This window comes from Flavobacterium ardleyense (genome assembly GCF_033547075.1).
GTDB classification, from domain to species: Bacteria; Bacteroidota; Bacteroidia; order Flavobacteriales; family Flavobacteriaceae; genus Flavobacterium; species Flavobacterium ardleyense_A.
Map to the genome: position 1 here is coordinate 502085 of NZ_CP137891.1, position 26433 is coordinate 528517.

A 26433-nucleotide genomic window follows, 5' to 3' on the forward strand; every position below is an offset into this window, starting at 1 on the left:
AAATTAAAAAACCACAATTCTGATTCGTACTAAAATCAATTTTGCAAATAGATGAAAACTCTCAAATGCCTTTCCATAATTTTAATATTACTATCGACTTTTTCCATTGCAGCCCAAAGCAACAATAACAATTCTGAACAAAAATTACGAGCGACGATGGAATTAAAATATGCGTTAAGTAATCAAGTTCAGCATAATCTAATTGATGACAAAAGATTAATCATTAAAGATAGTTTGACGGCAATAGCTGTTGCTGAAACAATGCTATTTGAACTTTACAGCAAAAAAAGCATAGAAAAACAAAAACCTTACGAAATATTCCTAATCGACAATCATTGGATTATAAATGGAACACTTCCAACAAATAAAGATGGTGGAACCTTCTTGATAATCATTGATGCTCGGAACTCTAAAGTGATTAAAATTACTCACGGTAAATAGTTTTATATCGCTTCACTTCTCGGTAAATAGACTCATTTATCTGATTCGCTTTTATACTGGATTTGATATTTCTCATTGTTAAGATTACATTTTGCTTAATTTGATACCCAATCCCACAGCCGTGATAGTAGCGGAAATCACGCAGGCAGCAAGGCTATTGTTTCCAGGACCAGAAGAGCGACCAACGGAAGCTCCTTCTGGGCTTTAGGAAAATAAGCCTTGCAACGAGGAATTGAAGTAAATAGCGCGAATAGCTCCAAAAGATCACGAAATTGCGCAATGGAGTACGGGCGAAGTTTTGGGTAATAAAATGATTGCAACCACTCATTAGAATCTAGTCGTGTTTTTTAGATGACAAGAAAGAATATTTAAAAAAAATGAAACCTTCAGATCTGGCCACCACAAAAGAGAGAGCAATTTCTGTTTTGAAAAATATTGAAAAGCTTTAATAACTTCTCTGATAAAAATTCCAACTTACTTTCGATTCAAAAACTATGCGTCATACGCTTTAAATTCGATTCATAATTCTAGAGTAGCTCTACTCTAAGCTTCGAAATGTTAATTAGAAAATAGGTATTTTCCTATCTATTGAAATAAATTTTCGCATTTTTAAAATGAAGTTTTATAAGAATATCAGTGTCAGCGCTTTAAAAATATGGGTTCTTTGACTTGAGCTGAAAATATTTTTAAATATTTTTTTAAAAAACGCGTTGACATATTATATTATAGTCTACATTTGCTGGATTATAAATTATTATTACTATTACAATGCGTACAGGTACAGTTAAATTTTTCAATGAGTCAAAAGGTTACGGATTCATCACAGACGAAGAAACAGGAAAAGACATTTTTGTTCACGCTTCAGGAATCAGAGCTGAAGAGCTTAGAGAAGGTGACAGAGTTAGCTATGAAGAAGAAGAGGGAAGAAAAGGTAAAGTTGCTGCTCAGGTAGTTGCCTTGGAAGACTAAAATATATATATTTTTGTTACCTAAGATTTAGGAAAGCGCCTCAAGCAATTGAGGCGCTTTTTTTGTACAATAGTGTTAAATATTTCCCTCCTTATTTATACTCAGTAAAAATTACCCGCAATCGTCTGTGCTACTCCATGCATTCTCTATTTGGATTGTATATTAAATTATACAAATGTATATTTGTGCCTAAACAATTTTTGAAAATTTTACGATAATGCAAACAACTCAGGCGGATTATATTCCAATTTTAATGCAATTTTTACTTGCAGTTGGATTTGTAGTGACAACCATCATTATTTCTGGCTTATTAGGTCCATCACGTAAGTCCCGAAACAAGGACCGAAACTTTGAGTGTGGTATCGAATCGGTAGGAAACGCACGTGTTCCATTCTCTGTAAAATACTTTCTAGTAGCTATCTTATTTGTGCTTTTTGATATAGAGGTGATATTTCTATACCCTTGGGCTGTGAATTTCCGCGAAATGGGAATGGAAGGTCTTATCAAAATGTCTGTTTTTATGGTACTGCTCTTAATTGGCTTCTTCTACATCTTAAAGAAGAAAGCTTTAGAATGGGAATAATATAATTTTCGAAAAAGTCTAAAATAGTTTTCTGATTTATTTGAAAAAATGATCTAAACTTCCAATGGATAGTTAAGGTCTGCAAAAACAAAAATTATGAGCGATCAAAAAATAAATATAGTAGATGCACCCGAAGGCTATACCGGCGAAGGGTTTTTTGCTACAAAATTAAGCGATGTAGTTGGTATGGCAAGAGCAAATTCGCTTTGGCCTTTACCTTTCGCTACTTCTTGCTGCGGAATTGAATTTATGGCAACGATGGCTTCTCACTACGATATTGCACGTTTTGGATCTGAGCGAATGAGTTTCTCTCCACGTCAAGCTGATATGTTGCTAGTAATGGGAACAATCGCTAAAAAAATGGGACCTGTTCTTCGTCAAGTTTACGAGCAAATGGCTGAGCCTAGATGGGTTATCGCGGTTGGAGCTTGTGCCACTTCAGGAGGAATTTTTGATACTTACTCGGTGCTGCAAGGTATTGACAAAGTGATTCCTGTAGATGTTTACGTTCCTGGATGTCCACCTCGACCTGAGCAAATTTTAGATGGTGTTTTACGCCTTCAAGATTTGGTGAGAAGCGAGTCAGTACGCAGAAGAAGTTCGCCTGAATATCAGGAATTATTAGCCTCTTATAATATCAAATAATGGCTTTAGAAAATAATATTATTCAAGAGAAACTCGTAGCTACTTTTGGCAACGATGTTTTTAACTTTGAAACAGATAAAGATATTTTTACATTCGAAATAACCGCTGAAATCAATCAGGCGGTTATTCTGTTTTTGAAAAATGACCCAATCTTGAAGTTCAATTTTTTGACCGATATGTGTGGAATTCACTATCCAAAAAATGAAGACGAAAGGACTTATTGCGTTGTGTATCACATGCACAACTGGATTGATAACAAACGTGTTTTAATCAAAACGTACTTCAACCAAGAGAAGCCAGACTTAAAAACGATTTCGAATATTTTCGCTTGTTCAAATTGGATGGAGCGCGAAGCTTATGATTTTTACGGAATCAACTTTATTGGGCATCCACAATTGAAGCGAATTTTGAATATGGATGAGATGACTTCTTTCCCTATGCGTAAAGAATTTCCTTTGGAAGATCAAGGACGTACAGACAAGGATGACCGTTTCTTTGGCCGTACTAGAGAAAACCGACCGTTAGACGATCAGTCTACAATCAACAAAATTTAATTTCACATTATGTCAGGATTACTTTTACCACCCGAGCACAGATATGCTGAAATAATTCGTCAGAAACGTAATGAAGAAGGAAACGAACTTTCTATTCTAAATTTAGGTCCGACACACCCAGCAACCCACGGAATTTTCCAAAATATATTATTGATGGATGGTGAGAGAATTCTCGAAGCCGAACCAACAATTGGATATATTCACCGCGCATTTGAAAAAATCGCTGAGAATAGACCGTTTTATCAAATTACCCCGCTTACAGACCGAATGAATTACTGTTCTGCTCCTATTAATAATATGGGTTGGTGGTTGACGGTTGAAAAAGCATTGGGAATTGAAGTTCCAAAAAGAGCGCAATACCTACGAGTAATTGTAATGGAGCTTGCTAGAATTGCCGATCATATTATTTGCAACTCAATTTTGGGAGTTGATACAGGAGCCTTTACAGGTTTCTTGTACGTTTTCCAATTTAGAGAGAAAATATACGAAATCTACGAAGAAATTTGTGGCGCTAGACTTACCACGAATATGGGAAGAATGGGCGGATTTGAAAGAGAGTGGAGTGATGAAGCTTTCAGAAAACTAGAGATTTTCTTAGAAGAATTTCCAGTTGCTTGGGAAGAGTTTGAAAGTCTTTTTGTTCGAAATAGAATCTTTATTGATCGTACGGTAAACGTAGGAGCAATATCTGCTGAGCAAGCAATTGGTTACGGATTTACTGGTCCAAATTTACGTGCTTGTGGTGTTGACTACGATGTACGTGTAAATGAACCTTATAGTTCTTACGAAGATTTTGATTTTATCGTTCCGGTAGGACAATCGGGAGATACGTATGATCGTTTTTGCGTTCGTAACGCTGAAGTTTGGGAAAGTTTAAAAATTATTAGACAAGCTCTTGACAAATTACCAGAAGGACCTTACCACGCGGATGTTCCTGATTATTATCTGCCTCCAAAAGAGGATGTATATAATGATATGGAAGCATTAATCTACCACTTCAAGATTGTAATGGGAGAAATTCCTGTTCCAGTAACCGAAGTATATCAGGCGGTAGAAGGTGGAAATGGTGAACTTGGTTTTTACCTGCACACTGATGGAAGTCGTACTCCATACAGATTGAAATTCAGAAGACCTTGCTTTATATTTTATCAAGCTTATCCTGATATGATCAAAGGATCGATGCTTTCGGATGCGATTGTAATTCTTTCGAGTCTGAACGTAATCGCTGGAGAACTGGACGCTTAAATTCAAAAATGACCTTTTTTTAATTCGGCGAAAGCCAAAACTTTTTTCGAATTCAAAAAAAACAACACAATACAAAATGGAAACTGCATATAAACAGAATTTGAATATGAGTGAAACATTGATGAACCGCATCAATGAATTGCTAAGTCGTTATCCTGAAGATAAGAAAAAGTCGGCTTTGCTACCTGTGCTTCACGAAGTACAAGATGCACACGACAACTGGTTGAGCATTGAATTGATGGACAAAGTTGCCGAGATTCTGAGCATTAAACCGATTGAAGTTTATGAGGTTGTGTCGTTTTACTCAATGTACAACAGATCTCCTCAAGGAAAATATATGTTTGAATTTTGCAAAACATCGCCTTGTTGCCTTCGCGGAGTTGAAGATCTTATGGATTATACTTGCGAAAAGCTAGGAGTTGAAGTTGGCGAAACTACTGCGGATGGACTTTTTACCGTAAAAGGTGTTGAATGTCTTGGAGCTTGTGGCTATGCGCCGATGATGCAGTTGGGTGATTTCTACAAAGAGCACTTGACCAAAGAAAAAATCGATCAGCTTATTGATGATTGTAAAAATGATAAAATAATATTGTTAGATAAATAAGATGTCAAAAAAAATATTATTAGATAAGATTAATGTACCTGGAATAAAATCGTACGAGGTTTATAGACAGAATGGTGGTTACGCCTCTGTTGAAAAAGCTATCAACGATATGGGTGCAGATAATGTTGTTGAAGAAGTAAAGAAATCAGGACTTAGAGGTCGTGGTGGTGCAGGTTTCCCGGCTGGATTAAAATGGAGTTTTATTGATAAAAAATCAGGAAAGCCTCGTCACTTAGTTTGCAACGCCGATGAATCTGAGCCTGGAACTTTCAAAGATAGGTATTTGATGGAGTACATTCCTCACCTATTGATTGAGGGAATGATTACATCAAGTTTTGCTTTGGGAGCACACCTTTCATATATCTACATTCGTGGAGAATATATGTGGGTTTACAAAATCCTTGAGCGCGCAATTGCTGAGGCAAAAGCTGCAGGATGGTTAGGAAAAAATATTCTTGGAAGTGGTTACGATTTGGAACTTTACGTTCATTGCGGTGCAGGAGCTTATATTTGTGGAGAAGAAACAGCTTTGCTAGAATCTCTAGAAGGCAAACGTGGAAATCCTCGTATCAAGCCACCTTTCCCAGCAGTATCAGGACTTTGGCAGAATCCAACCGTGGTAAATAACGTCGAAACTATTGCATCTGTGCCTTGGATTATCAATAATTCTGGTGATGATTATGCAAAAATTGGAATCGGACGTTCGACAGGGACAAAATTAATATCAGCTTCGGGACATATCAAAAAACCTGGAGTTTACGAAATTGAATTAGGAGTAAGCGTTTACGAATTTATGAATTCTGACGAGTACTGCGGAGGAATGATTGATGATCGTCCGTTAAAAGCATTGGTTCCTGGTGGATCTTCTGTGCCAATTATTCCTCATAACTTGATTTACAAAACAGCAGCTGGTGAAGACCGATTGATGTCTTATGAATCTCTAAGTGATGGTGGTTTTGAAACAGGGTCTATGTTAGGATCTGGTGGATTTATCGTTTATAATGACACCGCTTGTATCGTTCGAAATACTTGGAATTTTGCACGTTTCTACCACCACGAAAGTTGTGGACAATGTTCTCCTTGCCGTGAAGGTACAGGTTGGCTAGAAAAAGTGTTGAATCGTATCGAAAATGGATACGGTCGCGAAGAAGACATTGATTTGCTTTGGGATATACAGCGTAAAATTGAAGGAAACACAATTTGTCCTCTTGGAGATGCTGCGGCTTGGCCAGTGGCGGCTGCGATTAGACACTTTAGAGATGAATTTGAATACCACGTGAGATTCCCGGAGAAAGTGAAAAACAGAGCACACTTCGTAGATGAGCCTTTTGAAAAAGTGCGTCATTTATTACAGAAGCAGACAGTTTAGGCTTTCGCCAAATAGATACAGGATTACAAAATCTAAAATAATACTAAGAAGTTTCGGCAGATTATCCTGCGAAAAAGTTGAAACACTTTTGAAGCTTTAAAAAAATATAGTTATGAAAGTAACAATTGACGGTCAAACAATTGAAGTAGAACCAGGAACGACGATTCTGCAGGCTGCGCGTATGATAGGAGGCGAAGTTGTCCCTCCCGCTATGTGCTATTATTCCAAGTTGGAAGGTAGTGGTGGTAAATGTCGCTGTTGTCTTGTAGAAGTTGCAAAAGGTAGTGAAGCAGATCCAAGACCGATGCCAAAATTGATGGCTTCTTGTGTAACAGGTTGCCAAGACGGGATGGAAGTTAATAGTGCAGCATCTGAAAGAGTGACGGACGCACGTAAATCTGTAACTGAATTTTTGCTAATTAATCACCCACTAGATTGCCCAGTATGCGATCAAGCAGGAGAATGTGATTTGCAGAATTTAAGTTTCAAACACGGAAAATCGCAATCTCGTTTCATTGAAGAGAAAAGAACTTTTGAGCCAGAAGATATTGGCGATAAAATTCAACTTCATATGAACAGATGTATTTTGTGCTACCGTTGTGTGATGGTTGCAGATCAACTTACAGACAATCGAGTTCACGGAGTTATGGATCGGGGTGATCATTCAAATATTTCGACTTGTATTTCAAAAGCAATTGATAATGAGTTCTCTGGAAATATGATTGATGTTTGTCCAGTTGGAGCTTTGACCGACAAAACTTTTAGATTCAAATCTAGAGTTTGGTTTAACAAACCTTATAATGCTCACAGAGATTGCCCTACTTGCAGCGGAAAAACTACGGTTTGGATGTTTGGAGAGGAAATCCAACGAGTTACAGGTAGAAAAGATGAGTTTCACGAAGTGGCAGATTTTATTTGCAACGGCTGTAGATTTGACCATAAAGAATTGAGCGATTGGACAATTGAGGGACCACGTGAATTCGAAAAATTCTCTGTTATCAATCAGAATAATTATACTCAGAAATTGGATACAGTTAATATCAATACTGAGAAGAATATTTTACTTGGTCGTGATCAGGATAGAATCAAACTGAGTATGCCGATGGTTGGATATAATGAAACTGTTGAGGGTAAAGAATTAGATAAATAAATAGATGGATAGTACAATTATAATTGAAAAGAGTGTTATAATCGTCGCGGTATTTGCCTTGACAATGATTATGGCGATGTACTCTACCTGGGCTGAGCGTAAAGTTGCGGCTTTCCTACAGGATAGAATTGGTCCTAACCGAGCGGGAGCTTGGGGACTTTTGCAGCCATTGGCAGATGGATTAAAACTTTTCTCGAAAGAGGAGTTTTCTCCAAATACGCCGAATAAATTTCTATTTATTGTAGGTCCAGCAATTGCGATGAGCACCGCTTTGATGACAAGTGCTGTGATTCCGTGGGGAGATAGACTGCATCTATTTGGTCGAGATATTATCTTGCAAGCAGCGGATATTGATAATGCGCTACTTTATATTATTGCAATATTATCTGTTGGTGTTTACGGAATTATGATTGGTGGATGGGCCTCAAACAATAAGTTTTCACTTATGGGAGCTGTTCGTGCATCGTCGCAAATGATTTCTTATGAAGTTGCAATGGGTCTTTCGATTATTGCACTATTGATGATGACAGGTACTTTGAGCTTACGCGAAATATCCTATCAGCAGTCTGGAATGAATTGGAATGTTTTTTACCAACCACTATCGTTCTTGATTTTCTTAATTTGTTCGTTTGCAGAAACCAATAGAACACCTTTTGACCTTGCCGAATGTGAGACAGAGCTTGTAGGTGGTTATCATACTGAATATTCATCGATGAAAATGGGATTCTACCTATTTGCTGAGTATGCCAATATGTTTATCTCTGCTACAATTCTAGCCGTACTATATTTTGGAGGATACAATTATCCTGGAATGTCATGGGCGGTTGAAAATTGGGGAATTAATATCGCGAACGTTATAGGAATGCTTGTTCTATTTGTAAAAATATGTGCGTTTATATTCTTTTATATGTGGGTTCGTTGGACGATACCACGTTTTAGATATGACCAATTGATGAACTTAGGTTGGAAGATATTGATTCCGCTTTCGATCTTCAATATTATGATAACAGGACTTGTGATTCTATTATTTGAATAATCTTAAATGACGGAGTGCCCTAGCCCCGATAGCAGTGAAATCCTTTTATGTTTTTTCTTTTAAAAAACATAAAAGATTGGAACGGATAGCGGGAAATAGCTCCAAAAAAAAATAAAAAATAAAATGTCAATAGAAACTATATCATTATCAGGCCGTAAAAAAGTGGTTTCCAATAAGGAGATGACTTTTTGGGAGCGTATGTATTTGATTGCGATCCTTAAAGGATTATGGACTACTTTGAAGCACCTTTTTACTAGAAAAGTGACCATAAAATATCCTGAAGAGACAAGAGAATTTAGTCCAGTTTACCGCGGTCAACACATGCTAATGCGTGATGATGAAGGTCGCGAACGCTGTACTGCCTGCGGACTTTGTGCACTTTCATGTCCAGCAGAAGCCATAACAATGGTGGCATCTGAGCGCAAAGCAGACGAAAAACATTTGTACCGTGAGGAGAAATATGCATCGATCTATGAGATTAATATGCTTCGTTGTATTTTCTGCGGATTGTGTGAAGAAGCTTGTCCAAAAGAGGCAATTTATCTTACAAAATCTAAAAAATTAGTTGCTTCAGAATATGATCGTGAAGATTTTATTTACGGCAAAGAGAAGTTGGTAATGCCACTTGATGAAGCAATTTCTAACACAAAGAAAAAAGCATAAGATATGATTTTAATTATTTTTTACATTCTATCGGCAGTTACTTTGGGTACAGCATTGCTGACTATCATTAGTAAAAATCCAATTCACAGCGCCATTTACTTGGTGATTAGTTTCTTTTCGATTGCTGGACATTACCTAATGTTTAATGCGCAGTTTCTAGCGGTAGTGCATATTATAGTGTATTCGGGGGCGATCATGATTTTGTTCCTATTTACCATTATGCTTATGAATCTCAACAAGGAAGATGAACCTCATAAGTCGTCATTATCCAAAATTGCAGCGGTAATTTCCTTCTGCCTATTATGTTTTGTAATGCTTGCCGTATTTATGAAAGCGCAACCGGTAATTACAGAATACGATATTTCGGGACAGGATTATCAATCAATCAAAGTACTAGGACAAGTATTGCTAAACGAATATATGTTGCCTTTTGAGTTTGCTTCTGTGCTACTATTAGTATCAATGATAGGTGCAGTTTTATTGTCTAAAAAAGAAAAAGCTACAGTATAATGGAAAATATTTTACAAGCAATAGGAATTCAGAACTACATTTATCTGTCTACAATTTTATTTTGTATTGGTGTTTTTGGAGTGCTTTATCGCCGCAATGCCATCATAATGTTTATGTCTATAGAAATTATGCTTAATGCGGTGAACTTGCTATTTGTAGCATTTTCAACCTATCATCAAGATGCCGAAGGACAGGTTTTTGTTTTCTTCTCGATGGCTGTTGCTGCAGCAGAAGTAGCAGTAGGACTGGCGATATTAGTATCAATATATCGAAATCTACATTCGATTGATGTTGATAAATTAAAAAATTTAAAAGGATAACGCGCGATGGAAACAAGCTTACTATTAACTTTATTACTGGCTCCACTCGCCGGATTTCTCTTCAACATATTCTTTGGAAAAGCAGCTGGAAAAACAATTTCGGGCGCTGTAGGAACGCTTGCAGTATCGGTTTCATTTGTGGCAACCCTTATCTTGTTTTTGCAAGTTTTGGATACCAAGCAAGCAATTGAAGTTTCGTTCTTTGAATGGATTAACTTTTCAACTTTTACAATTGACTTCGGATTTCTGTTAGATCAGCTTTCATTATTATGGCTGATGTTCGTAACCGGAATAGGTGCTCTTATCCACTTATACTCTATTGGATATATGCACGATGACAAAAATATGTCACAATATTTTGCGTATCTAAATTTGTTCGTTCTATTTATGATCACACTTGTAGCAGGAAATAATCTTGTTGTAATGTTTATCGGATGGGAAGGCGTTGGACTTTGTTCATACTTACTTATTGGATTCTGGCATAAAAATCAAGACTTTAATGACGCGGCAAAAAAGGCGTTTATTATGAACAGAATTGGAGATTTAGGTTTCCTTGCTGGAGTATTTATTATTCTAACCTTGTTTGGAACGGTGAATTTCCTTGAATTGAAAGAAATTATACTTGCTAGCGGATCAACTGCTTCGGCATATTGGATTGCTGCTGCTGCTCTAGCATTATTCATTGCAGCATCAGGAAAAAGTGCTCAAATTCCACTTTATACTTGGTTGCCAGACGCGATGGCGGGACCAACTCCAGTATCAGCTCTTATACACGCAGCGACGATGGTAACTGCGGGAATCTTTATGATCAGCAGAATGCATTTCCTATTTGATCTTGCTCCACAAATTCTAAATATCATTGCAATCATTGGTGCACTTACGGCTCTTGTAGCTGCGAGTATAGCGCTTGTGCAAAATGACATTAAGAAAGTTCTTGCTTACTCAACGGTATCTCAATTGGGATTAATGTTTTTGGCACTTGGACTTGGCGCTTATGAAGTTGCTATTTTCCACGTAATTACACACGCATTCTTTAAAGCTTGTTTATTCTTGGGTTCAGGATCAGTTATTCACTCGATGGGTGGTGAACAAGATATGCGCAAGATGGGTGGACTTAAAAAATATATGAAAACTACTTATATCACTTTCATTATTGCAGCTCTTGCAATATCTGGAATTCCGATATTCTCAGGTTTCTTTTCTAAAGATGAAATCTTACTAGTAGCTTTCCACCAGAATATTCCATTATGGGCAGTAGCTTCTATCGCTTCGGTGATGACCGCTTTCTATATGTTCAGGTTGGTTTTCCTTACTTTCTTTAACGACTTCCGCGGAACGGCAGAACAAGAAAAGCACCTTCACGAAAGTCCAGCTACAATGACGATTCCACTTATCGTACTTGCATTCTTAGCAACAGTTGGTGGACTTATTTCGCTTCCTGGTAACAGTTGGCTGAACGACTATCTTGCTCCGATTATTTCTCGTACAGGCGCAGAAGCACATGTATTAGGAACAACAGAATATATCTTAATGGGCGTTGCAATTATCGGTGGACTTATCGGTATTGGAATCGCATATTCGATGTATATGAAAAACAAACAAGTTCCTGCAGAAGATGCGCAGATTACAGGTTTTGCCAATGTTCTTTACAACAAACTTTACGTTGACGAAATTTACAACGCTATAATAATTACACCAATCAACGCACTTTCTACTTTCTTTAGAGATATGCTAGAGCCGGCATTGGGCGCAATTGTTTTCGGTTTCGGTAAAGTTGTAAACGGAATTTCGGCTCAGGGACGTCTTGTACAAAACGGAAATATTGGTCTGTACCTTCTTGCTTTTGTATTCGGCATCAGCGCTATTTTAATCTACTTATTCTTAGGACAATAATTTTTTGATAATGGATGTATCTATACTATTAATACTCTTACTTACCGGTGCAATTGCTACTTATTTAAGCGGCGATAAATTGGCTTCAAAAGTTGCGCTGATCTTTTCGGTTGCAGCATTAGTAATCACTTTGATGCTTGTAAATATGCACGCTCAAGGACAGTCACTAGACTTCGCGCAAGTTTGGGTAACAAACCCAAAAATATTCTTTGCTCTTTCTGGCGATGGACTGGCTCTAGCGATGTTGTTACTTACAACGGGATTATTGCCAATCATTATCTATTCGTCTTTTGGAAGTACCTACAACAATGCAAAGACTTTCTACGGATTAATTATGTTTATGGCTTTTGCGATGGCAGGAACATTCTTGGCATCAGACGGATTCCTGTATTATATTTTCTGGGAACTTTCGCTAATACCAATCTACTTTATCGCACTTGTTTGGGGTAATGGAGATGCGGAATCTCGCAAGAAGGCGGTTTTGAAATTCTTTATTTACACGCTTGCAGGTTCTTTATTTATGCTAGTTGGATTTGTGTACTTATTCCAAAAAACAGGAAGCTTCTTGCTAACAGATTTGGTAAAAGCATCTTTATCAGAAACAGAACAAACTTGGATTTTCTTCGCATTCTTCTTGGCTTACGCTATTAAGATTCCGTTGATTCCTTTTCATACTTGGCAAGCGAAAGTTTACCAAAAAGCACCATTTGTGGGAACGATTCTCCTTTCGGGAATTATGCTAAAAATGGGATTGTATAGCATTATCAGATGGCAATTGCCAATCGCTCCTTTTGCAGCGAGACATTATATGACGATTTTGATTTCTCTTGGAATAGCAGGTGTTATCTACGGATCTATTGTAGCACTGCGTCAGAAAAATCTAAAACGATTACTAGCTTATTCATCTCTTGCCCACGTTGGACTAATCGCTGCGGGTGCATATACACTTACAATTGATGGTTTCCGCGGAGCAGTTTTGCAAATGCTAGCACACGGATTTGTAGTGACAGGATTATTTATTGTTGCCGAAATTATCGAAAGACGTTACAACACACAAGAAATTGCCGAAATGGGCGGAATCCGTTCTCAAGCACCAAAACTTACATCATTCTTTTTGATATTAGTAATGGCTTCGGTAGCACTGCCGACAACCTTCAACTTTGTTGCTGAGTTTATGGTTTTGTTTAGTTTATCACAAATCAATATGTGGTTTGCCGTTTTGGGAGGATCAACAATCATTCTTGGTGCTTACTATATGCTGAAAATGTTTCAGAATTCGATGCTTGGAGAAACGAATACCAAATTATTTGCCGATGTAACTTTTAGCGAAGGAACGTCACTTGTGCTTATTGTCGGAGTTTTGCTTTTCTTCGGATTTTATCCAAAACCATTATTGGAACTAATTACTCCAAGTCTCGAGCAGATTTTGGCGGGTATCAATAATTTGGATCAGCTTAAACAAACAGTTCAATAATCAAATAGCTTTTAGCTTATCATAGATAAATAAAACAATAAAGATTTTAGCCATAGCGATTGCCAAGACTAAAATTTTAAATTAGAAAATACCACAATGATTACATTATTAGCGATTACAGGATTAGGTGTTTTGTGTCTTTTATTTGAAATTTTCAATCTAAGAAGATTCATAGTTCCGTTTGCAACGATCGGTTTGCTTGCCGCTTTGGGTTTAACTATTAGCACTTACGATGTGCCGTCATCATATTTTAACAATATGGTTATTACCGACAATTTTTCGGTAGTATTCTCATCGTTGTTCATTTTGCTGACCACATTTTTAGTAGCAATGAGCCATGAATTTTATAGAGATCATCCTACAAAAATCAGTGACTTTGTATCAATCAAAATATTCTTACTAGCAGGAGCAGTTGCAATGGTGACTTTTGGAAACCTTGCTATGTTTTTCTTGGGACTTGAAGTGTTATCAATCGCATTGTATATTTTAGCGTCAAGCGAAAGATTAAGTTTGAAAAGTAACGAAGCCGGAATGAAGTATTTTCTGATGGGAGCTTTTGCTTCGGGAATTGTTTTGTTTGGAATCTGTCTTATCTACGGCGCTACAGGCTCATTTGAAATCACCGAAATCTACGCACTTTCGACATCAGGATTAATGCCTGCTTGGTTTTTTATCGGAATGGCGTTGCTTACAATTGGAATGTTATTCAAAATTGCAGCTGTACCTTTTCACTTTTGGGCGCCCGATGTTTACGAAGGATCGCCAAATCTTACAGCCGCTTTGATGAGTACTTTGACAAAAGTGGTGGCAATTGCAGCACTTTATAAATTGATTACAGGAATGGAATCAATTGTAGATTATAAGTTTCAAATCTTGATTGTAGTTATATCTATAGCTTCAATGGTAGTTGGAAATATTATGGCGTTGAGACAAGATAATGTGAAGCGTATGCTTGCATTCTCTGGAGTTTCGCATGCAGGATTTATGCTAATGGTATTCTTGAGCAATTCGCCATCACACGGAACTTTATTATACTATGCAGGTGCTTATGCCCTTGCTGGTATTGCGGCGTTTGCAGTACTAATTCACGTTTGTGAAGGTAAAGACAACGAGAATATCGTAAACTTTAATGGACTAGGTAAAACGAATCCGTTCTTGGCAGCAATGCTTACCGCGGCACTTTTGTCGATGGGTGGAATTCCAATTTTTTCTGGATTCTTTGCAAAGTTCATGTTGTTTACCCAAACAATTCAGTCAGGATATCTTTATGTAGTTATCGTTGCAGTATTGATGTCAATTGTGAGTATCGGATATTATTTCAAATTAATCCTGGCAATGTATACCAAAGATGCTGAGGAAACCTCTAGGCCTGTGCCTATGATTTACAGCGCTGTAGCGGGAATTGCAATTTTGATTAATATATTAATGGGATTATTTCCATCAGCAATCATCGATTTATTGTAAGCTTTATTCAATCGTTCCTATTTTCTATTTTTATAATCAGCCACCTTTTTGCCTCAAAAGGGTTTAAAAGTGACTAACTTTGCATCTCAAATACAATCAGAATGAGCAAAATTAGAATCACAAAACAGTTTAATTTCGAAACAGGTCACGCATTATACGGCTATGATGGCAAGTGTCGGAATGTGCACGGGCATAGCTACAAATTGTCGGTAACGGTAATCGGAAGGCCTATCACAGACAGTACAAATGTGAAATTCGGAATGGTAATTGACTTTTCTGATCTTAAGAAAATTGTGCTCGAAGAAGTTGTAGATGTCTTTGACCACGCGACTGTTTTCAATAAAAATACGCCACACGTTGAGCTTGCAAAAGAACTAAGCACTAGAGGTCACCACGTAATTTTGGTGGATTATCAGCCTACAAGTGAGAATATGGTAATTGATTTTGCCGAAAAAATACAAAGTCGTTTGCCTCAAGATATCAAATTATTTTCCCTTCGCCTTCAAGAGACTGAAAGCTCATTTGCAGAGTGGTATGCATCGGATAATATTTAAGCTGTCAGCCTTTAGCTTTTAGCCTGTTTTGATGGCGGAAATTGATCTGACTTTAAACGGTTCAGTCGCCGCGCTAGTGCGAGAGTACTCGCTCGTTTCCACAAGCCAAGTCAAACATTGTATCTTAGGTAATATTTTCAAGCGGTTTCACCGAGAAGTTATTCTGTGGTTAGTACTTCGCTAGCAAAATTTCTTACCTATAAAATTTCAAGATTCATAATTTCCTTTTGGGTGTGCCCTATTTCCTGCTTTTAAGGAGCAGGAAATAGGTCGGCCTATCCACTATATCTTTTTTATAGCTTTTGCATTCGCAAAGCTATAAAAAAGGATGCCGTTGCTATGCCTCACACGGGGGAGAAGTCAGCTGTCAGCTTTTAGCTATTAGCGTATTTTGAGGGCGGTTCTAGTGGTGACTATTACACGCTCAGTCGCCGATAAATCACGACGGTGGTTGCAATGTCGAAACCACAACGTCTTCGAAGGCTATGATTAAAACTCAGTCGCAATCTTTCGCTACACACTTCCGCAAGCCGCGCTGCTGCGAGCGTCTTCACTCGTTCTCGTAAGTCAAATTATGGTACTATATCAATATGAGACTTCGATAGGCTTAGTCATCTGTACTTAAAGTCGGTGGTTGCAATGTCGAAACCGAAAACTCAGCACTTTTAATATCTTAACATCGACGTGCAGGCAACACGTCTCGTTGTGCCGTAACGTACAGACAAGGCATGCTTTGTCTCTGCAGAATCAATTTTCACAAAAATCATTATCCAAATAATCACCCATTGCCTACCCGCCATCAACAAAACTCTTAACCGTAAACTGTCAACCGTAAACTATAAAAAACAGAAAAGCCGAACACTTCTCAGTATTCGGCTTTCCTTTTTTGAATCAATAATAATTAAATCCTTTTTTGCTTATTTCTTTACGATAATAAACTCAGAACGTCTGTTCTCTGCGTGCTCGGCTTCTGTACAACCTTCTCCACAATTAACTTTAGGCTCTGATTCTCCATATCCTTTTCCAGAGATTCTATCTTTCTTAATTCCTTTTGATAGGATGTATTGAACGCTAGATTTTGCTCTTCTATCAGATAATCTCATATTGTAAACATCACTACCTCTATTATCAGTATGTGCTTTTACCATAATCACCATCGTAGGATTGGCTTTCATTGCCTCAACTAATTTGTCTAGCTCGTAAGCACCTTCTCTTGTGATATTGCTCTTGTCAAATTCGAAGAATACATCGTTAAGTACTACTTGTGTTTCTTTGATGATTTCTGCAATTGGATTAAGCATCGCTGCTACTTTGGTAGTCGTTCCAGTTTTTACTGCCGCTACGGCAAATGTGTTGCTCTCATATCCTGTAGCTGATGCTTGGATAGTAAAGGTTTTATTACACTCTACATTGTAGCCAACTTCTCCTTTTGAGTTGCTCATCTCTGTTGCAATCACATTGTTCTTGTCGTCCAAGATCGATACTTTCGCATTTGAAAGAATTTTTCCTGTTTTAGAATCAGTAACTACCGTCAACACTTCTAAACCACACAATGGATTAGCACCATAAATATTGTCCATTCCCGATCTATTACTAGCAAAGAATCCAATATTTTTCTCTTGGTCATAGCTAAAGCTAAAGTCATCTTTCTCAGAGTTTACTGGTTTTCCAAGGTTTACTGCTTCTGATGAATCGTTTAGTTTTACTTTAAAAACATCATAACCTCCAAAACCTGGTTTTCCTGCCGAAGCAAAGTACAAGGTCTGATTGTCTTGTGCTATAAACGGGAAACTTTCATTTCCTTCAGTGTTCACTCTTTTGCCTAAGTTTTCTGGCGTTCCGTAGCTACCATCTGCATTTACTGCTACTTTCCAGATATCTACTCCACCTAAACTCCCCGGCATATCCGATGAGAAGTAAAGTGTTTTTCCGTCATGGCTCAAACTTGGATTGCTGGTTGAATACTCTTTGCTGTTAAAAGGAAGTGATTGTACATTCCCCCATTTATCTCCATTTTTTGTGGCTTTAAACAAGTTATTCTTTCCAAGCTTTAATTTGTTTTTGCGGTCTCTTTCAAAAGAGCTTTCGCGAAAGCTATCACTTGTAAAGTACATCGTATTTCCATCGGCACTTAGCGTCACAGGGCCGTCGTGGTACTGTGAATTTAGCTCTGTAAGGGCTGTCGCTTCGTTAATGCTTCCATCTGTATTATAGGTTGCAGTATAGATGTCCAAAAATGGCTCATCATTCCAACCATAGGTTTTTCTAGAAGTATTTCTAGCAGATGTAAAATACAATGTATTGTTGTTCAATACGGGTCCGAAATCCGACTTCTCACTGCTTACAGAAAGACTTGTGATGTCGTACATTTTCTCCTTGCCCATTAGCTTGGGAATGTAATTTGGATTTTCCATAAAGGTTTTGGCACGCTGATCGTTTGGGCTTGCGGCTGCAAACTTGCGCATCTGCTTGTTTGACTCTTCGTACTGTCCGTTTCCTTTTAGCATTTGTGCATAACGGTAGTAGGTCTCGGCATCTTGATCGGTCTCTACTGCTTTGGCATACCATTTGGCTGCCTCGGCGGTATTGAACATATTGAAGTAGGTATCGGCAAGTTGTTTGTAGACGTATCCGTCTGCTTTGCCTTGATCTACTAGCTTGGTGTATTGCTCGGCTGCGGACACAAACTCATACCTTTCGTAGAGCTTGTCGGCCTTGGCGGTGTCTGTATTTTGAGCCTGAAGTCCCGCGGTGCTAATCACAAAACTCAATGCTATATATAGTTTTTTCATGTTTTTGCTGGTTTATGTGTTTAGAAATACCTTGGAGATTGTGATACTTTCTTAGAGAAATTAATATCAAACAATAAGATTACCTCGTGCGAGGACGGTGTGGTAATATTTAGATCTGATACAATGTGATCGTAGGCGTATCCGATACGAAGCGATGGACTGATGGCATAGTTTACCATGGCGCCAAAAGAATCGTCGATGCGGTAAGTGGCTCCGATTTCAAATTTCTCATTGAATAAAAAGTTGGTCGATACATCCACCGATAGTGGCGCATCAAAGGCTGACTTAAGCATCGCAAAGGGCTTAAACTTCACACTTGGGCTCAGATCAAATACGTACCCTCCCGTTAGGAAGTAGTGCAAACTTTCTGTTCCAAATTGCTTTTTACCATTCACATTATTAATGTCAAGGTGTTTTGATTTTAGCATATTTGGTACAGAGAAAGCAACATAATACTTCTGTGTGTAGTAGAAAACTCCTGTTCCTACGTTTGGATACACATTGGATGTGTTCTCAGAAAAAGCAGGGTCGCCTAAATCGGGCACATTGCTTTGTCCAATTTCTGTAAACAAGCCTACTTTATGAAAAGTAGCTCCTGCTTTTAATCCTAATGCTAAGCGGTGTTCACCTCCTAGATTTAGGGTGTATGAGAAATCGGCATAGGCATTTTGCTCGGTTACGGGTCCTATCTCATCAGAGATAAGTGAAAGTCCTAGTCCTACATTGCGTCCTACTGGCATGCTTCCAGATAGAGAGAAGGTAGTAGGAGCATCTTCGATATCAACCCATTGCTTTCTGTATAAAAGTCCAAAAGACAAGGCTTCTTTACTTCCTGCATAAGCTGGATTGATGACATTCATATTATACATATACTGTGTATAATGGGGATCTTGTTGCGCATAGCTATCTGTAAAGGCTAAAAACGCTAAGAAGGCCGTGAAATATAGTTTCTTCATCGTAGTTATATTTTTGTGGAATAAAACTTAATCAAAATCCTCCCCTTTGAGAGGATTTTGATAAGCTCTATTAACTCCATTTAGTTGGTTAGCGGTTTATGTATATCCATCCTGTTCTGTTCTCTCCGCTTGTGCGTTTGATCACATAGTAGTAAACGCCGTCTGGAAGTTCATCGCCTTTATTAGATTGACCAACCCATTGGTTGCTGTAATTGTTCTGATTGTAAACCTTGGTTCCGTAACGATTGAAAATTTCCAACTCGCTTACGCCTTGGCCTTCTAAATCAAAGTAATCATTAAGACCATCACCATTTGGTGAGATACCTCTCTGAATCATACATGATGTATTATCAGCAACAAAGTCTTGTGCTGTACTACATCCACCAACTGTTACGGTAAGTGTGTAGGTGGCTGCGCCTTCTACGGTAACTGTTGCATCGCTTGCGCTTCCAACAATAGTACCTGCACCAGATTTAACTGTCCAACTGTATACAGCTCCGGTAAGGTCGCTATCTACTGCTGTAGAAGTCAAAATGTACTGGTTGCCTACACAATTTCCTTGAACGACAAACATTGGGCTTGTAGTTACAGTAACTGTAAAACTTACCTCTGAATTACACGCTGGTGTAGCTCCAGGTTCAAACACATAAATAGTTTGTGTCTGCGCAATCGTAGCGCCCGCTGCAAGCATACTGCCTCCACCATTTGTCTGGGTGTAATAGTTTCCTTGTGCAAGTGCTGGCAATGTATAAACATCTGGACTACAGATTGAAACATTGTCTATCGGTGCCAAAACAACTGCATCTACAATTGTTACAGTAAAACTAGCTGATGCTGTACAATCTGGAGTGGTTCCAGTAGTTGCAAAAACATAAACTGTTTGATCTGTAGTGATCGCTGTTCCTGCTGGAATTTGATTTCCTAATCCATTTGCTTGATCAAAGTAGTTTCCTACTGCTAAAACTGGCAATGTATAAGGTCCACATGAAACCACATCTGCAATTGGAGCAATAACTGGTGTTGCATTGATCGTTACCATAAATGATTGTTCTGCATTACAACTTCCTGATACTGCATAAACAAAAATTGTTTGGGTAGTAGTGATTATATTACCTGCGAACAATGGCTCGCCTCCACCTTGCGTAGCTGTAAAGTAGCTTCCTAAAGTTAGAGCTGGCAATACGTAAGAATCACAAACCTCAACATCTGCTGGATCATCAAGAATAATTGTATCTAAAACTGTGAGGACAAAACTTTCAGAAGAAGTACATCCTCCAAAACTTACTGTAACTTCATAGGTTCCTGCCTCAGTAACATCGATAGAACTTGTAGTTGCAGCAATTGCTACACCATCTAAGGTCCAAGTGTAAGTTGCGTTGGCAAGATCAAAATTAATAGGAGTGATTGCAATTGTTTGCGTTTCACCTTCACAAATCGTCGTATCTGCCGGTAAAGTAAAGTCAGCACTTAAATCCTGTACTTCTATTTGGAAACTTGTAGTATCAAAACAACCACCAATTACCGATTCTGTACGAACATAGATAGTTTGAGGATTTGCGACATTAGTGTAAGCAGTCGCATTTAGCGGATTGGCATCAGCAATGGCATCCTCTTCAGAGATATGATAGGTAACTACATAATCTATAGAACCATTTGTTACATTATCATCATTCAAACTAAGATTAAACGAAGCAGTTTCAGTACCACAGATAAATAAATTTTCTGGAGTACCCATAACTACATCAGGATAAAACTCCACTGTAATCGTATCTGAACCAGAACAAGTAGTACCGATGTAAGTAGCGGTTACTGTATAAGTACCAGGTTCATCAACTGTAATGGTATTTGCAGTAGCACCTGCAATATCAGCACCATTAACACTCCACTGAATATTGAAAAGAGTAGTGTCAAGTTCTGAATTTAGCACAATGCTCTCAGTACTACATAATGCAGTCCCCTCGATAATCAGAAGGTCATCACCTAAACTTATATTTCCAAGTCCAAAGCTTCCTCCTTCAAGGAATACAGCCGAATCAAATGCAGAGTCAGAATAATCTGCAATAGCAAGTTTGATATGATATTGTTGACCAGGAATCACTGCTGACATAGCTGTAAGAGGTATTGTAATTCCATTAAAATTTGTTGGAGAACTTAACGGATCTAAACCTTGACCTCCGTCATAAAAAGCACCAAACATATCCGGATTCACAGAAGGACAACTATTATTATAAAGTTGATCCCTAATTGTTGTTACTGAAATTGGAGCACCATTAGGTAAAACCGCAAGATTCGTACTTACACCTGTCGCAACATTTGTAAGAATAAAGGCAAAAACATCAGAATAACTACACTGAAAAATACCATATTCTTCTGATGCAAAAAGGAAGTTGAAACTAATATTATCAACTAAAGGTACGAAGTCAAATTCTAATTTAGTAGCATTTTGAGTCTGACCATTCTGCCCCAGACCATTTATAATTGCTTGAAGATCTGCATCACCACCCCAACCAAAATCTCCATCGTTTAACGAAGAATCATTTGGTCCAACTGCATTTGTAGCTAGTCCAGTCGTCAAAACAATTCCATTTTCAAAAGGGAAAGAAGAACCATTTTTCTCAAAATATCCAATTCCATTATCCGAACCAAAATTTGATCCTGTAGACCAAGTTACATTTGATACGTTTGCGCAAGTTGTGTCAAGCAAAATTTGCTCTACTAATTCTTGCGGGGTATATTGATCGTCAGTCACGGTGATTGGCGGTGGAATTGTACCTATACAAATATCAAAATTAACAATCTGATTTGGTGCATCGGTAAAAGAGTAAACGCGAATTGTGTAAGTCTGTCCAATGGTAAGATTTGACGCAATGCTAGTGTTTCCGTTACCACAATACAACAGTGTTAAATTTGCACAAGAATCGCCACTATATAATGCATGAGCAAGATTGGTCGTAGATCCTGTGATATTAAATACTTTAACTGAATGAGTGGTAGCTTCGGCCGTAAATTCAAACCATACATCGTCATCCGCACTTCCAAAACAAGTATTTGGTTGTAATGATGCAGTTGCACCAGTTAGACTACCGCTTGCAATTTGACCACAATTTTGATCAGCATTTACTGGTATAACAGTAGCTTCTGAACATTCGTCGTTAGTAATTAAAGTAAAGAAGTTTTTAGGTCCAGCCCAGTCACTTTTTTGAGTTGAAGAACAAAGAGCACGAACATAAAACTTGTATGCCGTTGCTGAAGTTAAGCCTTCGACAAGATATGGGTTGGTTGCTACAATACCAGGCGTTGCCGCAGTAGGAGCTGGCGCATTTACAGGTAAAATAATTACTTCCCATTCAGTTGCAGTTCCCGCTTCAAACCAGTTAAGAACCGCTGATGTTTCAGTAACTGAAGTTGCTGATAGCGCAATAGGTTTTGGACAGGCATTAGGAGCACATGTTACTGTTCCAGTAAATAATGTAGTGCCTTGAAGCGATGTTCCAGCAGTATGAGTAAAAATTGTCGCACCAGTAGAATTCTGAATAGAAATTCCAACTTCGCTAGCAAATGACCCACCAGTATTCCAGAATAAGCTAAATGGCTGATTGTTACATAAATTCACACTTACAAGGGATGGATTCTGACCATCTGCAAATGTAGGTCCCGTAAGAACTGCCACGACTAATCCATTCTGCATTACATTCATCGTATTTCCATTCCATCCGTCGCCGTACGCATCAGTCATAGAAAATGTGTAAGTACAAATATCTGATAGTGGACAAGCTAATGTTACAACAGAAAGTGGACCTCTCCAAGTACTTGAATCTGTATCCGAACAAACTGCTCTTACATAAAATACATAAGATGTACCTGCTGTTAATCCAGTATATATATGTGGAAGTGCAGTAGCCGTTTGCCAACCTGTAGTTGTGGCAGTAGGAGCTGGTGATCCAGCTGGTAGCGCTAAGACATTCCAAGTTGTTTCAGTTCCACCGGCGGTCCAACCTAAAATGGCAGTGGTATCTGTCTTTCCAAATAATTGAAACGCTGTTGGTTTAGGACATGTTGGCAAAGTGTGAAATGGAGCAGAAACTACAGACCAAGGATTGCCTCCTGAAGTTCCGCAAACTGCTCTCACATAGTACACATAGTCAGTATCCGCCAAAAGTCCCGTTATAGTATAAGGATTGTTTGTAGTATTTACCGTAGGAACTGTAGTAGCAGTTGGTGCTGGAGATCCATCCGGTACCGCATATATATCCCAAGATAATGGCGCAATTGTACCGTTCATCGTCCAAGACAAAGTAGCACCATCGGCTGTAATATTAGTTGATGTTAGTCCTAAAGGTGGTAGACATTGCGCATTATCGCAGTCAACAACACCATCGTAAAGTATAGAGTTTGGTGCTCCAGTACCTCCTGGTTTGCTATAAATTGTCTGACCAAAAGAATTTTTAATCGAAACAGCAACCTCATTAAAGAAATTTCCACCTGCATTCCAAAATAATTGGAATGGTAAATTGTTGCACATTGCAACGGTAATATCTTGTGGAACGCTTCCTTGAGCATTTGTAGGACCCGTTAAAACTGCCACTATGATTCCGTTTTGAGTGACATTCATAGTATTTCCATTCCAGCTATCACCGTATGTATCTGTAACCGTAAAAACGTAGTTACATTGGTCTGCGGCTTCACACAGCATAGTATTAAAATTCAGTTTTGGGCCAATCGTACTTGAATCTGTAGGAGAACAAACTGCTTGCACGTAGAAATCATAATTTGTTGCCGTTGCAAGCGTATTTACGACCAATGGATTGCTTGTTGTTGTAATCCATCCAGCGGCTGTTGCTGCGGGAGCAGGAAGGCCTGCTGCTTGAATAAACACCCTCCAAGTAGTTTCTGTACCTCCTGGAGTCCAACCCAAAGTTGCAGATGTCATACCACTATTTGTTGCCGTTAAATTTGTTGGTTTAGGACAAGTAGGCAAAGTTGTAAATGGTGCTGAAGCTACAGACCATGGACTGGTAGTTCCAGGTGAACATACTGATCTTACGTAGTACACGTAAATAGTATCTGCTAGTAATCCTGAAATTATATAAGGATTTGTAGTTGCCGTTGCAGTAGGCGTTGTAGCCGCTGTTGGCGCAGGTGAACCTTGAGGAACCGCAAATATTTCCCACGCTTGAGGAGCAGGTCCATTTAAAATCCATGACAATGTAGCTCCGTAGGTAGTAACTTGAGTTGCAGCTGCTACAGACAAAGGTCCAAGACAAGCTAAATTAGTACAATCTACTATTCCTGTAAACAATGTGGAATTATTCGTTGCAGTGGTTGGTTTAGTATAAATAATTTGACCAAATGAATTGGTGATTGTAACACCTACCTCATTTCCGAAACTTCCGCCAGCATTCCAAACAAGTTCAAATGGTCCATCACACATTGGAACAGATTGCTGAATGGGAGCTTGCCCTTGAGCAGCAGTTGGACCAGTAAGTGTAGCGATTGTCAAACCATTTTGAACTACATTCATTGTATTTCCATTCCATCCATCACCGTAGGTATCGGTCATTGTAAAGATGTAATTACATCCTGACGCACATGAAGTAGTATTAAACACATAAGGGCCTGACCATATACTGAATGTTCCATCGCCACAATTTGCACGAACCCAATATTGGTAAGCAGTTCCTAGCTGTAGTGCTGCGCCACTTCCCGTTACCGAAGTAACTGGAAAATTTGTATTAGTACTCGCAGTTGTACCAGCTACAGTTGGAATTGGTGAACCTGCGGTTTGTACAACCACTTCCCAAGAAGTAGCATTTCCAGGATTACCCCAAGAAAGATTCGCACTTGTTGGCCCTGTACCTACAGCTGATAGCGCTGTTGGAGAGGCACAGTTTAATTGTTGAATAGTTAAAGTATATGGAAAAGTTTGAGTAATTGAATTTGATGAAAGAACAATGATATAAGTTGTTCCAGCAGTTACCGAAAGTGAAGGTATTGATCTAATTGTACTTTGAGCATTGGCTACACCAGCTACACAATTTATTCCTACGTTAGGACAACCCTCATAAACAAAGATTCCCGAATAAGTTGCTCCGGGCGTCATTGTAATTTGAATAGCTCCAGTAAAAGTAGGTGTGTACGAATAAAACACATCGTTTCCTGCCATATAATTAGTTGTAACTCCCGCACAGTTACCGGCTTGCATAATGTCGGTGCTATCTCCATAGGCTACAGTATTATCTGTAGTGGTATATGGTAATGCCGAAGGTATTATTATGGGAGAAGTACAAGTGAGTCCTGGTGATGAAGTAGAAAAACTAAAAGGACCTACCCATGCACTCGCTATATCACCAGCACAGATTGCTCTTACATAAAACTTATATAAAGTACTAGGTGTTAGAGGAGCATTAGGATTTGTTGTTGCAGTTGCAGGATATGATGTTCCTGTAATAGGCACTCCTGTTGACCCCAATGTTCCAGTTGCTGGAAGCACTTGGATTTCAAAATTTGTAGCATTCCCTGGATTTGCCCAAGTTAAAGTTGCTGAATTCTGAGTGATTGCTGTTGCTGCTAGATTGGTTGGATCTAAACATTTTTCAACAATTCGAACATCGTCAATTAGCCATTTGTCACCACCAATAGCAGGACTTGGTTGCGTATATTGCATCACGAAAGCGACGTATATTGGACCAGCTGCGCCTGCAAAGGCAGAAAGATTTACAGTTTTTTCTTCATAAATATTATACACTGCAGTCAGATTATCTTCACTCCACTGCTGCACTAAAGTGTATGCCGCAGGATCAGTCTGCGTAGTGGTTGATACCATTACTTTAAAGACAGTTCCTTGATTTCCATTTGCAAGTGTACGTGTCCAGAATTTCAATTCGCCATTTGCGGGAATTGTAACCAAAGGAGTGGCTAGAAAATCCTGAGAGGTGTTGCCTACTCCAATATTCTCATTGTTCATGTAGGCAGCATTTGCGCCACTATGAACAAGAGGTGGCGTAGGAGGTGTGGTCACACCGCTATTGACGCCCCAGCTTCTGGTGGTTCCGACTCCATTATCGAAAACACCCCAAATACCAGAACCCAAAGTCCATTGCTTGGTAGCAAGGTTGGGAACGGTACTGCCTTCAAATCCCTCGCTGAATTGCGAGAATCCCGCAAAGGAGATGAAAAGCATTAAAAGTAATAATGTAATTTTTTTCATAAAT

At 38.6% G+C, this 26433-nt stretch carries 20 protein-coding genes; 17 read left to right on the top strand and 3 right to left on the bottom strand.

Annotation, left to right across the window (positions count from 1 at the left end; all coding sequences use genetic code 11):
- The first annotated feature begins 51 nt into the window (after positions 1 to 51).
- The 17 genes from SBO79_RS02220 (at position 52) to SBO79_RS02300 (ending at position 15474) form a co-directional block, all read left to right on the top strand.
- The gene (locus SBO79_RS02220; protein WP_318641455.1) at positions 52 to 441 is read left to right on the top strand and encodes an NTF2 fold immunity protein; all 390 of its coding nucleotides are present in this window, start codon (positions 52 to 54) and stop codon (positions 439 to 441) included.
- Between the two features lie 768 nt (positions 442 to 1209).
- On the top strand, positions 1210 to 1410 hold the full coding sequence (locus SBO79_RS02225) for a cold-shock protein (RefSeq protein ID WP_026704702.1): 201 nt from the start codon (positions 1210 to 1212) through the stop codon (positions 1408 to 1410).
- Positions 1411 to 1627: 217 nt separating this feature from the next.
- Positions 1628 to 1993: an NADH-quinone oxidoreductase subunit A gene (locus tag SBO79_RS02230; protein ID WP_318641459.1), complete on the top strand. Its 366-nt coding sequence runs from the start codon at positions 1628 to 1630 to the stop codon at positions 1991 to 1993.
- Between the two features lie 96 nt (positions 1994 to 2089).
- Positions 2090 to 2638, top strand: coding sequence for an NADH-quinone oxidoreductase subunit B (locus SBO79_RS02235; protein ID WP_318641461.1), 549 nt, complete (start codon positions 2090 to 2092; stop codon positions 2636 to 2638).
- Positions 2638 to 3192, top strand: a complete 555-nt coding sequence (locus SBO79_RS02240) for an NADH-quinone oxidoreductase subunit C (protein WP_318641463.1) — start codon at positions 2638 to 2640, stop codon at positions 3190 to 3192. Before SBO79_RS02235 ends, SBO79_RS02240 begins: the two co-directional genes overlap by 1 nt.
- A 9-nt stretch (positions 3193 to 3201) precedes the next feature.
- Complete coding sequence (locus SBO79_RS02245) at positions 3202 to 4437, top strand: NADH-quinone oxidoreductase subunit D (protein ID WP_318641465.1); 1236 nt, start codon at positions 3202 to 3204, stop codon at positions 4435 to 4437.
- A gap of 76 nt (positions 4438 to 4513) precedes the next feature.
- Positions 4514 to 5041 carry an NADH-quinone oxidoreductase subunit NuoE family protein gene (locus SBO79_RS02250; RefSeq protein WP_318641467.1) on the top strand — a complete coding sequence of 176 codons (528 nt, stop codon included), beginning with the start codon at positions 4514 to 4516 and terminating at the stop codon, positions 5039 to 5041.
- A 1-nt stretch (position 5042) separates the two neighbouring features.
- Positions 5043 to 6410, top strand: a complete 1368-nt coding sequence (gene nuoF, locus SBO79_RS02255; protein WP_318641469.1) for an NADH-quinone oxidoreductase subunit NuoF — start codon at positions 5043 to 5045, stop codon at positions 6408 to 6410.
- Between the two features lie 112 nt (positions 6411 to 6522).
- Positions 6523 to 7560: an NADH-quinone oxidoreductase subunit G gene (locus SBO79_RS02260; protein WP_318641471.1), complete on the top strand. Its 1038-nt coding sequence runs from the start codon at positions 6523 to 6525 to the stop codon at positions 7558 to 7560.
- A 4-nt stretch (positions 7561 to 7564) separates the two neighbouring features.
- Complete coding sequence (nuoH, locus tag SBO79_RS02265; protein WP_318641473.1) at positions 7565 to 8596, top strand: NADH-quinone oxidoreductase subunit NuoH; 1032 nt, start codon at positions 7565 to 7567, stop codon at positions 8594 to 8596.
- A gap of 123 nt (positions 8597 to 8719) precedes the next feature.
- Positions 8720 to 9259 (top strand): NuoI/complex I 23 kDa subunit family protein, encoded by a 540-nt coding sequence (locus tag SBO79_RS02270; protein WP_318641475.1) that lies wholly within the window; start codon positions 8720 to 8722, stop codon positions 9257 to 9259.
- 3 nt (positions 9260 to 9262) lie between these two features.
- A complete protein-coding gene (locus SBO79_RS02275) occupies positions 9263 to 9769 on the top strand; it encodes an NADH-quinone oxidoreductase subunit J family protein (protein WP_318641477.1) in 507 nt (168 codons plus the stop codon).
- On the top strand, positions 9769 to 10089 hold the full coding sequence (gene nuoK / locus SBO79_RS02280; RefSeq protein ID WP_318641478.1) for an NADH-quinone oxidoreductase subunit NuoK: 321 nt from the start codon (positions 9769 to 9771) through the stop codon (positions 10087 to 10089). Before SBO79_RS02275 ends, nuoK begins: the two co-directional genes overlap by 1 nt.
- A 6-nt stretch (positions 10090 to 10095) precedes the next feature.
- Positions 10096 to 11982 carry an NADH-quinone oxidoreductase subunit L gene (gene nuoL / locus SBO79_RS02285; protein WP_318641479.1) on the top strand — a complete coding sequence of 629 codons (1887 nt, stop codon included), beginning with the start codon at positions 10096 to 10098 and terminating at the stop codon, positions 11980 to 11982.
- A gap of 10 nt (positions 11983 to 11992) precedes the next feature.
- Positions 11993 to 13456, top strand: a complete 1464-nt coding sequence (locus SBO79_RS02290; RefSeq protein WP_318641481.1) for a complex I subunit 4 family protein — start codon at positions 11993 to 11995, stop codon at positions 13454 to 13456.
- 96 nt (positions 13457 to 13552) lie between these two features.
- A complete protein-coding gene (locus SBO79_RS02295) occupies positions 13553 to 14920 on the top strand; it encodes an NADH-quinone oxidoreductase subunit N (RefSeq protein WP_318641483.1) in 1368 nt (455 codons plus the stop codon).
- Positions 14921 to 15021: 101 nt separating this feature from the next.
- Positions 15022 to 15474: a 6-pyruvoyl trahydropterin synthase family protein gene (locus SBO79_RS02300; RefSeq protein WP_318641485.1), complete on the top strand. Its 453-nt coding sequence runs from the start codon at positions 15022 to 15024 to the stop codon at positions 15472 to 15474.
- Between the two features lie 917 nt (positions 15475 to 16391).
- On the opposite strand, the gene SBO79_RS02305 is transcribed toward SBO79_RS02300, so the two are convergent.
- The 3 genes from SBO79_RS02305 to SBO79_RS02315 form a co-directional block, all read right to left on the bottom strand.
- Positions 16392 to 18266, bottom strand: coding sequence for an OmpA family protein (locus tag SBO79_RS02305; RefSeq protein ID WP_318641487.1), 1875 nt, complete (start codon positions 18264 to 18266; stop codon positions 16392 to 16394).
- Positions 18267 to 18286: 20 nt separating this feature from the next.
- A complete protein-coding gene (locus SBO79_RS02310; protein WP_318641489.1) occupies positions 18287 to 19222 on the bottom strand; it encodes a PorP/SprF family type IX secretion system membrane protein in 936 nt (311 codons plus the stop codon).
- An 88-nt stretch (positions 19223 to 19310) separates the two neighbouring features.
- Entirely contained in the window at positions 19311 to 26429 is a 7119-nt protein-coding gene (locus SBO79_RS02315) for a choice-of-anchor L domain-containing protein (RefSeq protein WP_318641491.1), read from the bottom strand.
- Positions 26430 to 26433 lie beyond the last annotated feature (4 nt).

What these genes read in the sequence shown, in the direction of transcription:
- SBO79_RS02275 (WP_318641477.1), top strand. Translation starts at nt 9,263, where the DNA reads ATGATTTTAATTATTTTTTACATTCTATCGGCAGTTACTTTGGGTACA.
- SBO79_RS02300 (WP_318641485.1), top strand. Translation starts at nt 15,022, where the DNA reads ATGAGCAAAATTAGAATCACAAAACAGTTTAATTTCGAAACAGGTCAC.
- SBO79_RS02235 (WP_318641461.1), top strand. Translation starts at nt 2,090, where the DNA reads ATGAGCGATCAAAAAATAAATATAGTAGATGCACCCGAAGGCTATACC.
- SBO79_RS02315 (WP_318641491.1), bottom strand. Translation starts at nt 26,429, where the DNA reads ATGAAAAAAATTACATTATTACTTTTAATGCTTTTCATCTCCTTTGCG.
- SBO79_RS02250 (WP_318641467.1), top strand. Translation starts at nt 4,514, where the DNA reads ATGGAAACTGCATATAAACAGAATTTGAATATGAGTGAAACATTGATG.
- nuoH (WP_318641473.1), top strand. Translation starts at nt 7,565, where the DNA reads ATGGATAGTACAATTATAATTGAAAAGAGTGTTATAATCGTCGCGGTA.
- SBO79_RS02270 (WP_318641475.1), top strand. Translation starts at nt 8,720, where the DNA reads ATGTCAATAGAAACTATATCATTATCAGGCCGTAAAAAAGTGGTTTCC.
- nuoL (WP_318641479.1), top strand. Translation starts at nt 10,096, where the DNA reads ATGGAAACAAGCTTACTATTAACTTTATTACTGGCTCCACTCGCCGGA.
- SBO79_RS02230 (WP_318641459.1), top strand. Translation starts at nt 1,628, where the DNA reads ATGCAAACAACTCAGGCGGATTATATTCCAATTTTAATGCAATTTTTA.
- SBO79_RS02310 (WP_318641489.1), bottom strand. Translation starts at nt 19,222, where the DNA reads ATGAAGAAACTATATTTCACGGCCTTCTTAGCGTTTTTAGCCTTTACA.
- SBO79_RS02260 (WP_318641471.1), top strand. Translation starts at nt 6,523, where the DNA reads ATGAAAGTAACAATTGACGGTCAAACAATTGAAGTAGAACCAGGAACG.
- nuoK (WP_318641478.1), top strand. Translation starts at nt 9,769, where the DNA reads ATGGAAAATATTTTACAAGCAATAGGAATTCAGAACTACATTTATCTG.
- SBO79_RS02290 (WP_318641481.1), top strand. Translation starts at nt 11,993, where the DNA reads ATGGATGTATCTATACTATTAATACTCTTACTTACCGGTGCAATTGCT.
- SBO79_RS02305 (WP_318641487.1), bottom strand. Translation starts at nt 18,266, where the DNA reads ATGAAAAAACTATATATAGCATTGAGTTTTGTGATTAGCACCGCGGGA.
- SBO79_RS02240 (WP_318641463.1), top strand. Translation starts at nt 2,638, where the DNA reads ATGGCTTTAGAAAATAATATTATTCAAGAGAAACTCGTAGCTACTTTT.
- SBO79_RS02225 (WP_026704702.1), top strand. Translation starts at nt 1,210, where the DNA reads ATGCGTACAGGTACAGTTAAATTTTTCAATGAGTCAAAAGGTTACGGA.
- nuoF (WP_318641469.1), top strand. Translation starts at nt 5,043, where the DNA reads ATGTCAAAAAAAATATTATTAGATAAGATTAATGTACCTGGAATAAAA.
- SBO79_RS02245 (WP_318641465.1), top strand. Translation starts at nt 3,202, where the DNA reads ATGTCAGGATTACTTTTACCACCCGAGCACAGATATGCTGAAATAATT.
- SBO79_RS02220 (WP_318641455.1), top strand. Translation starts at nt 52, where the DNA reads ATGAAAACTCTCAAATGCCTTTCCATAATTTTAATATTACTATCGACT.
- SBO79_RS02295 (WP_318641483.1), top strand. Translation starts at nt 13,553, where the DNA reads ATGATTACATTATTAGCGATTACAGGATTAGGTGTTTTGTGTCTTTTA.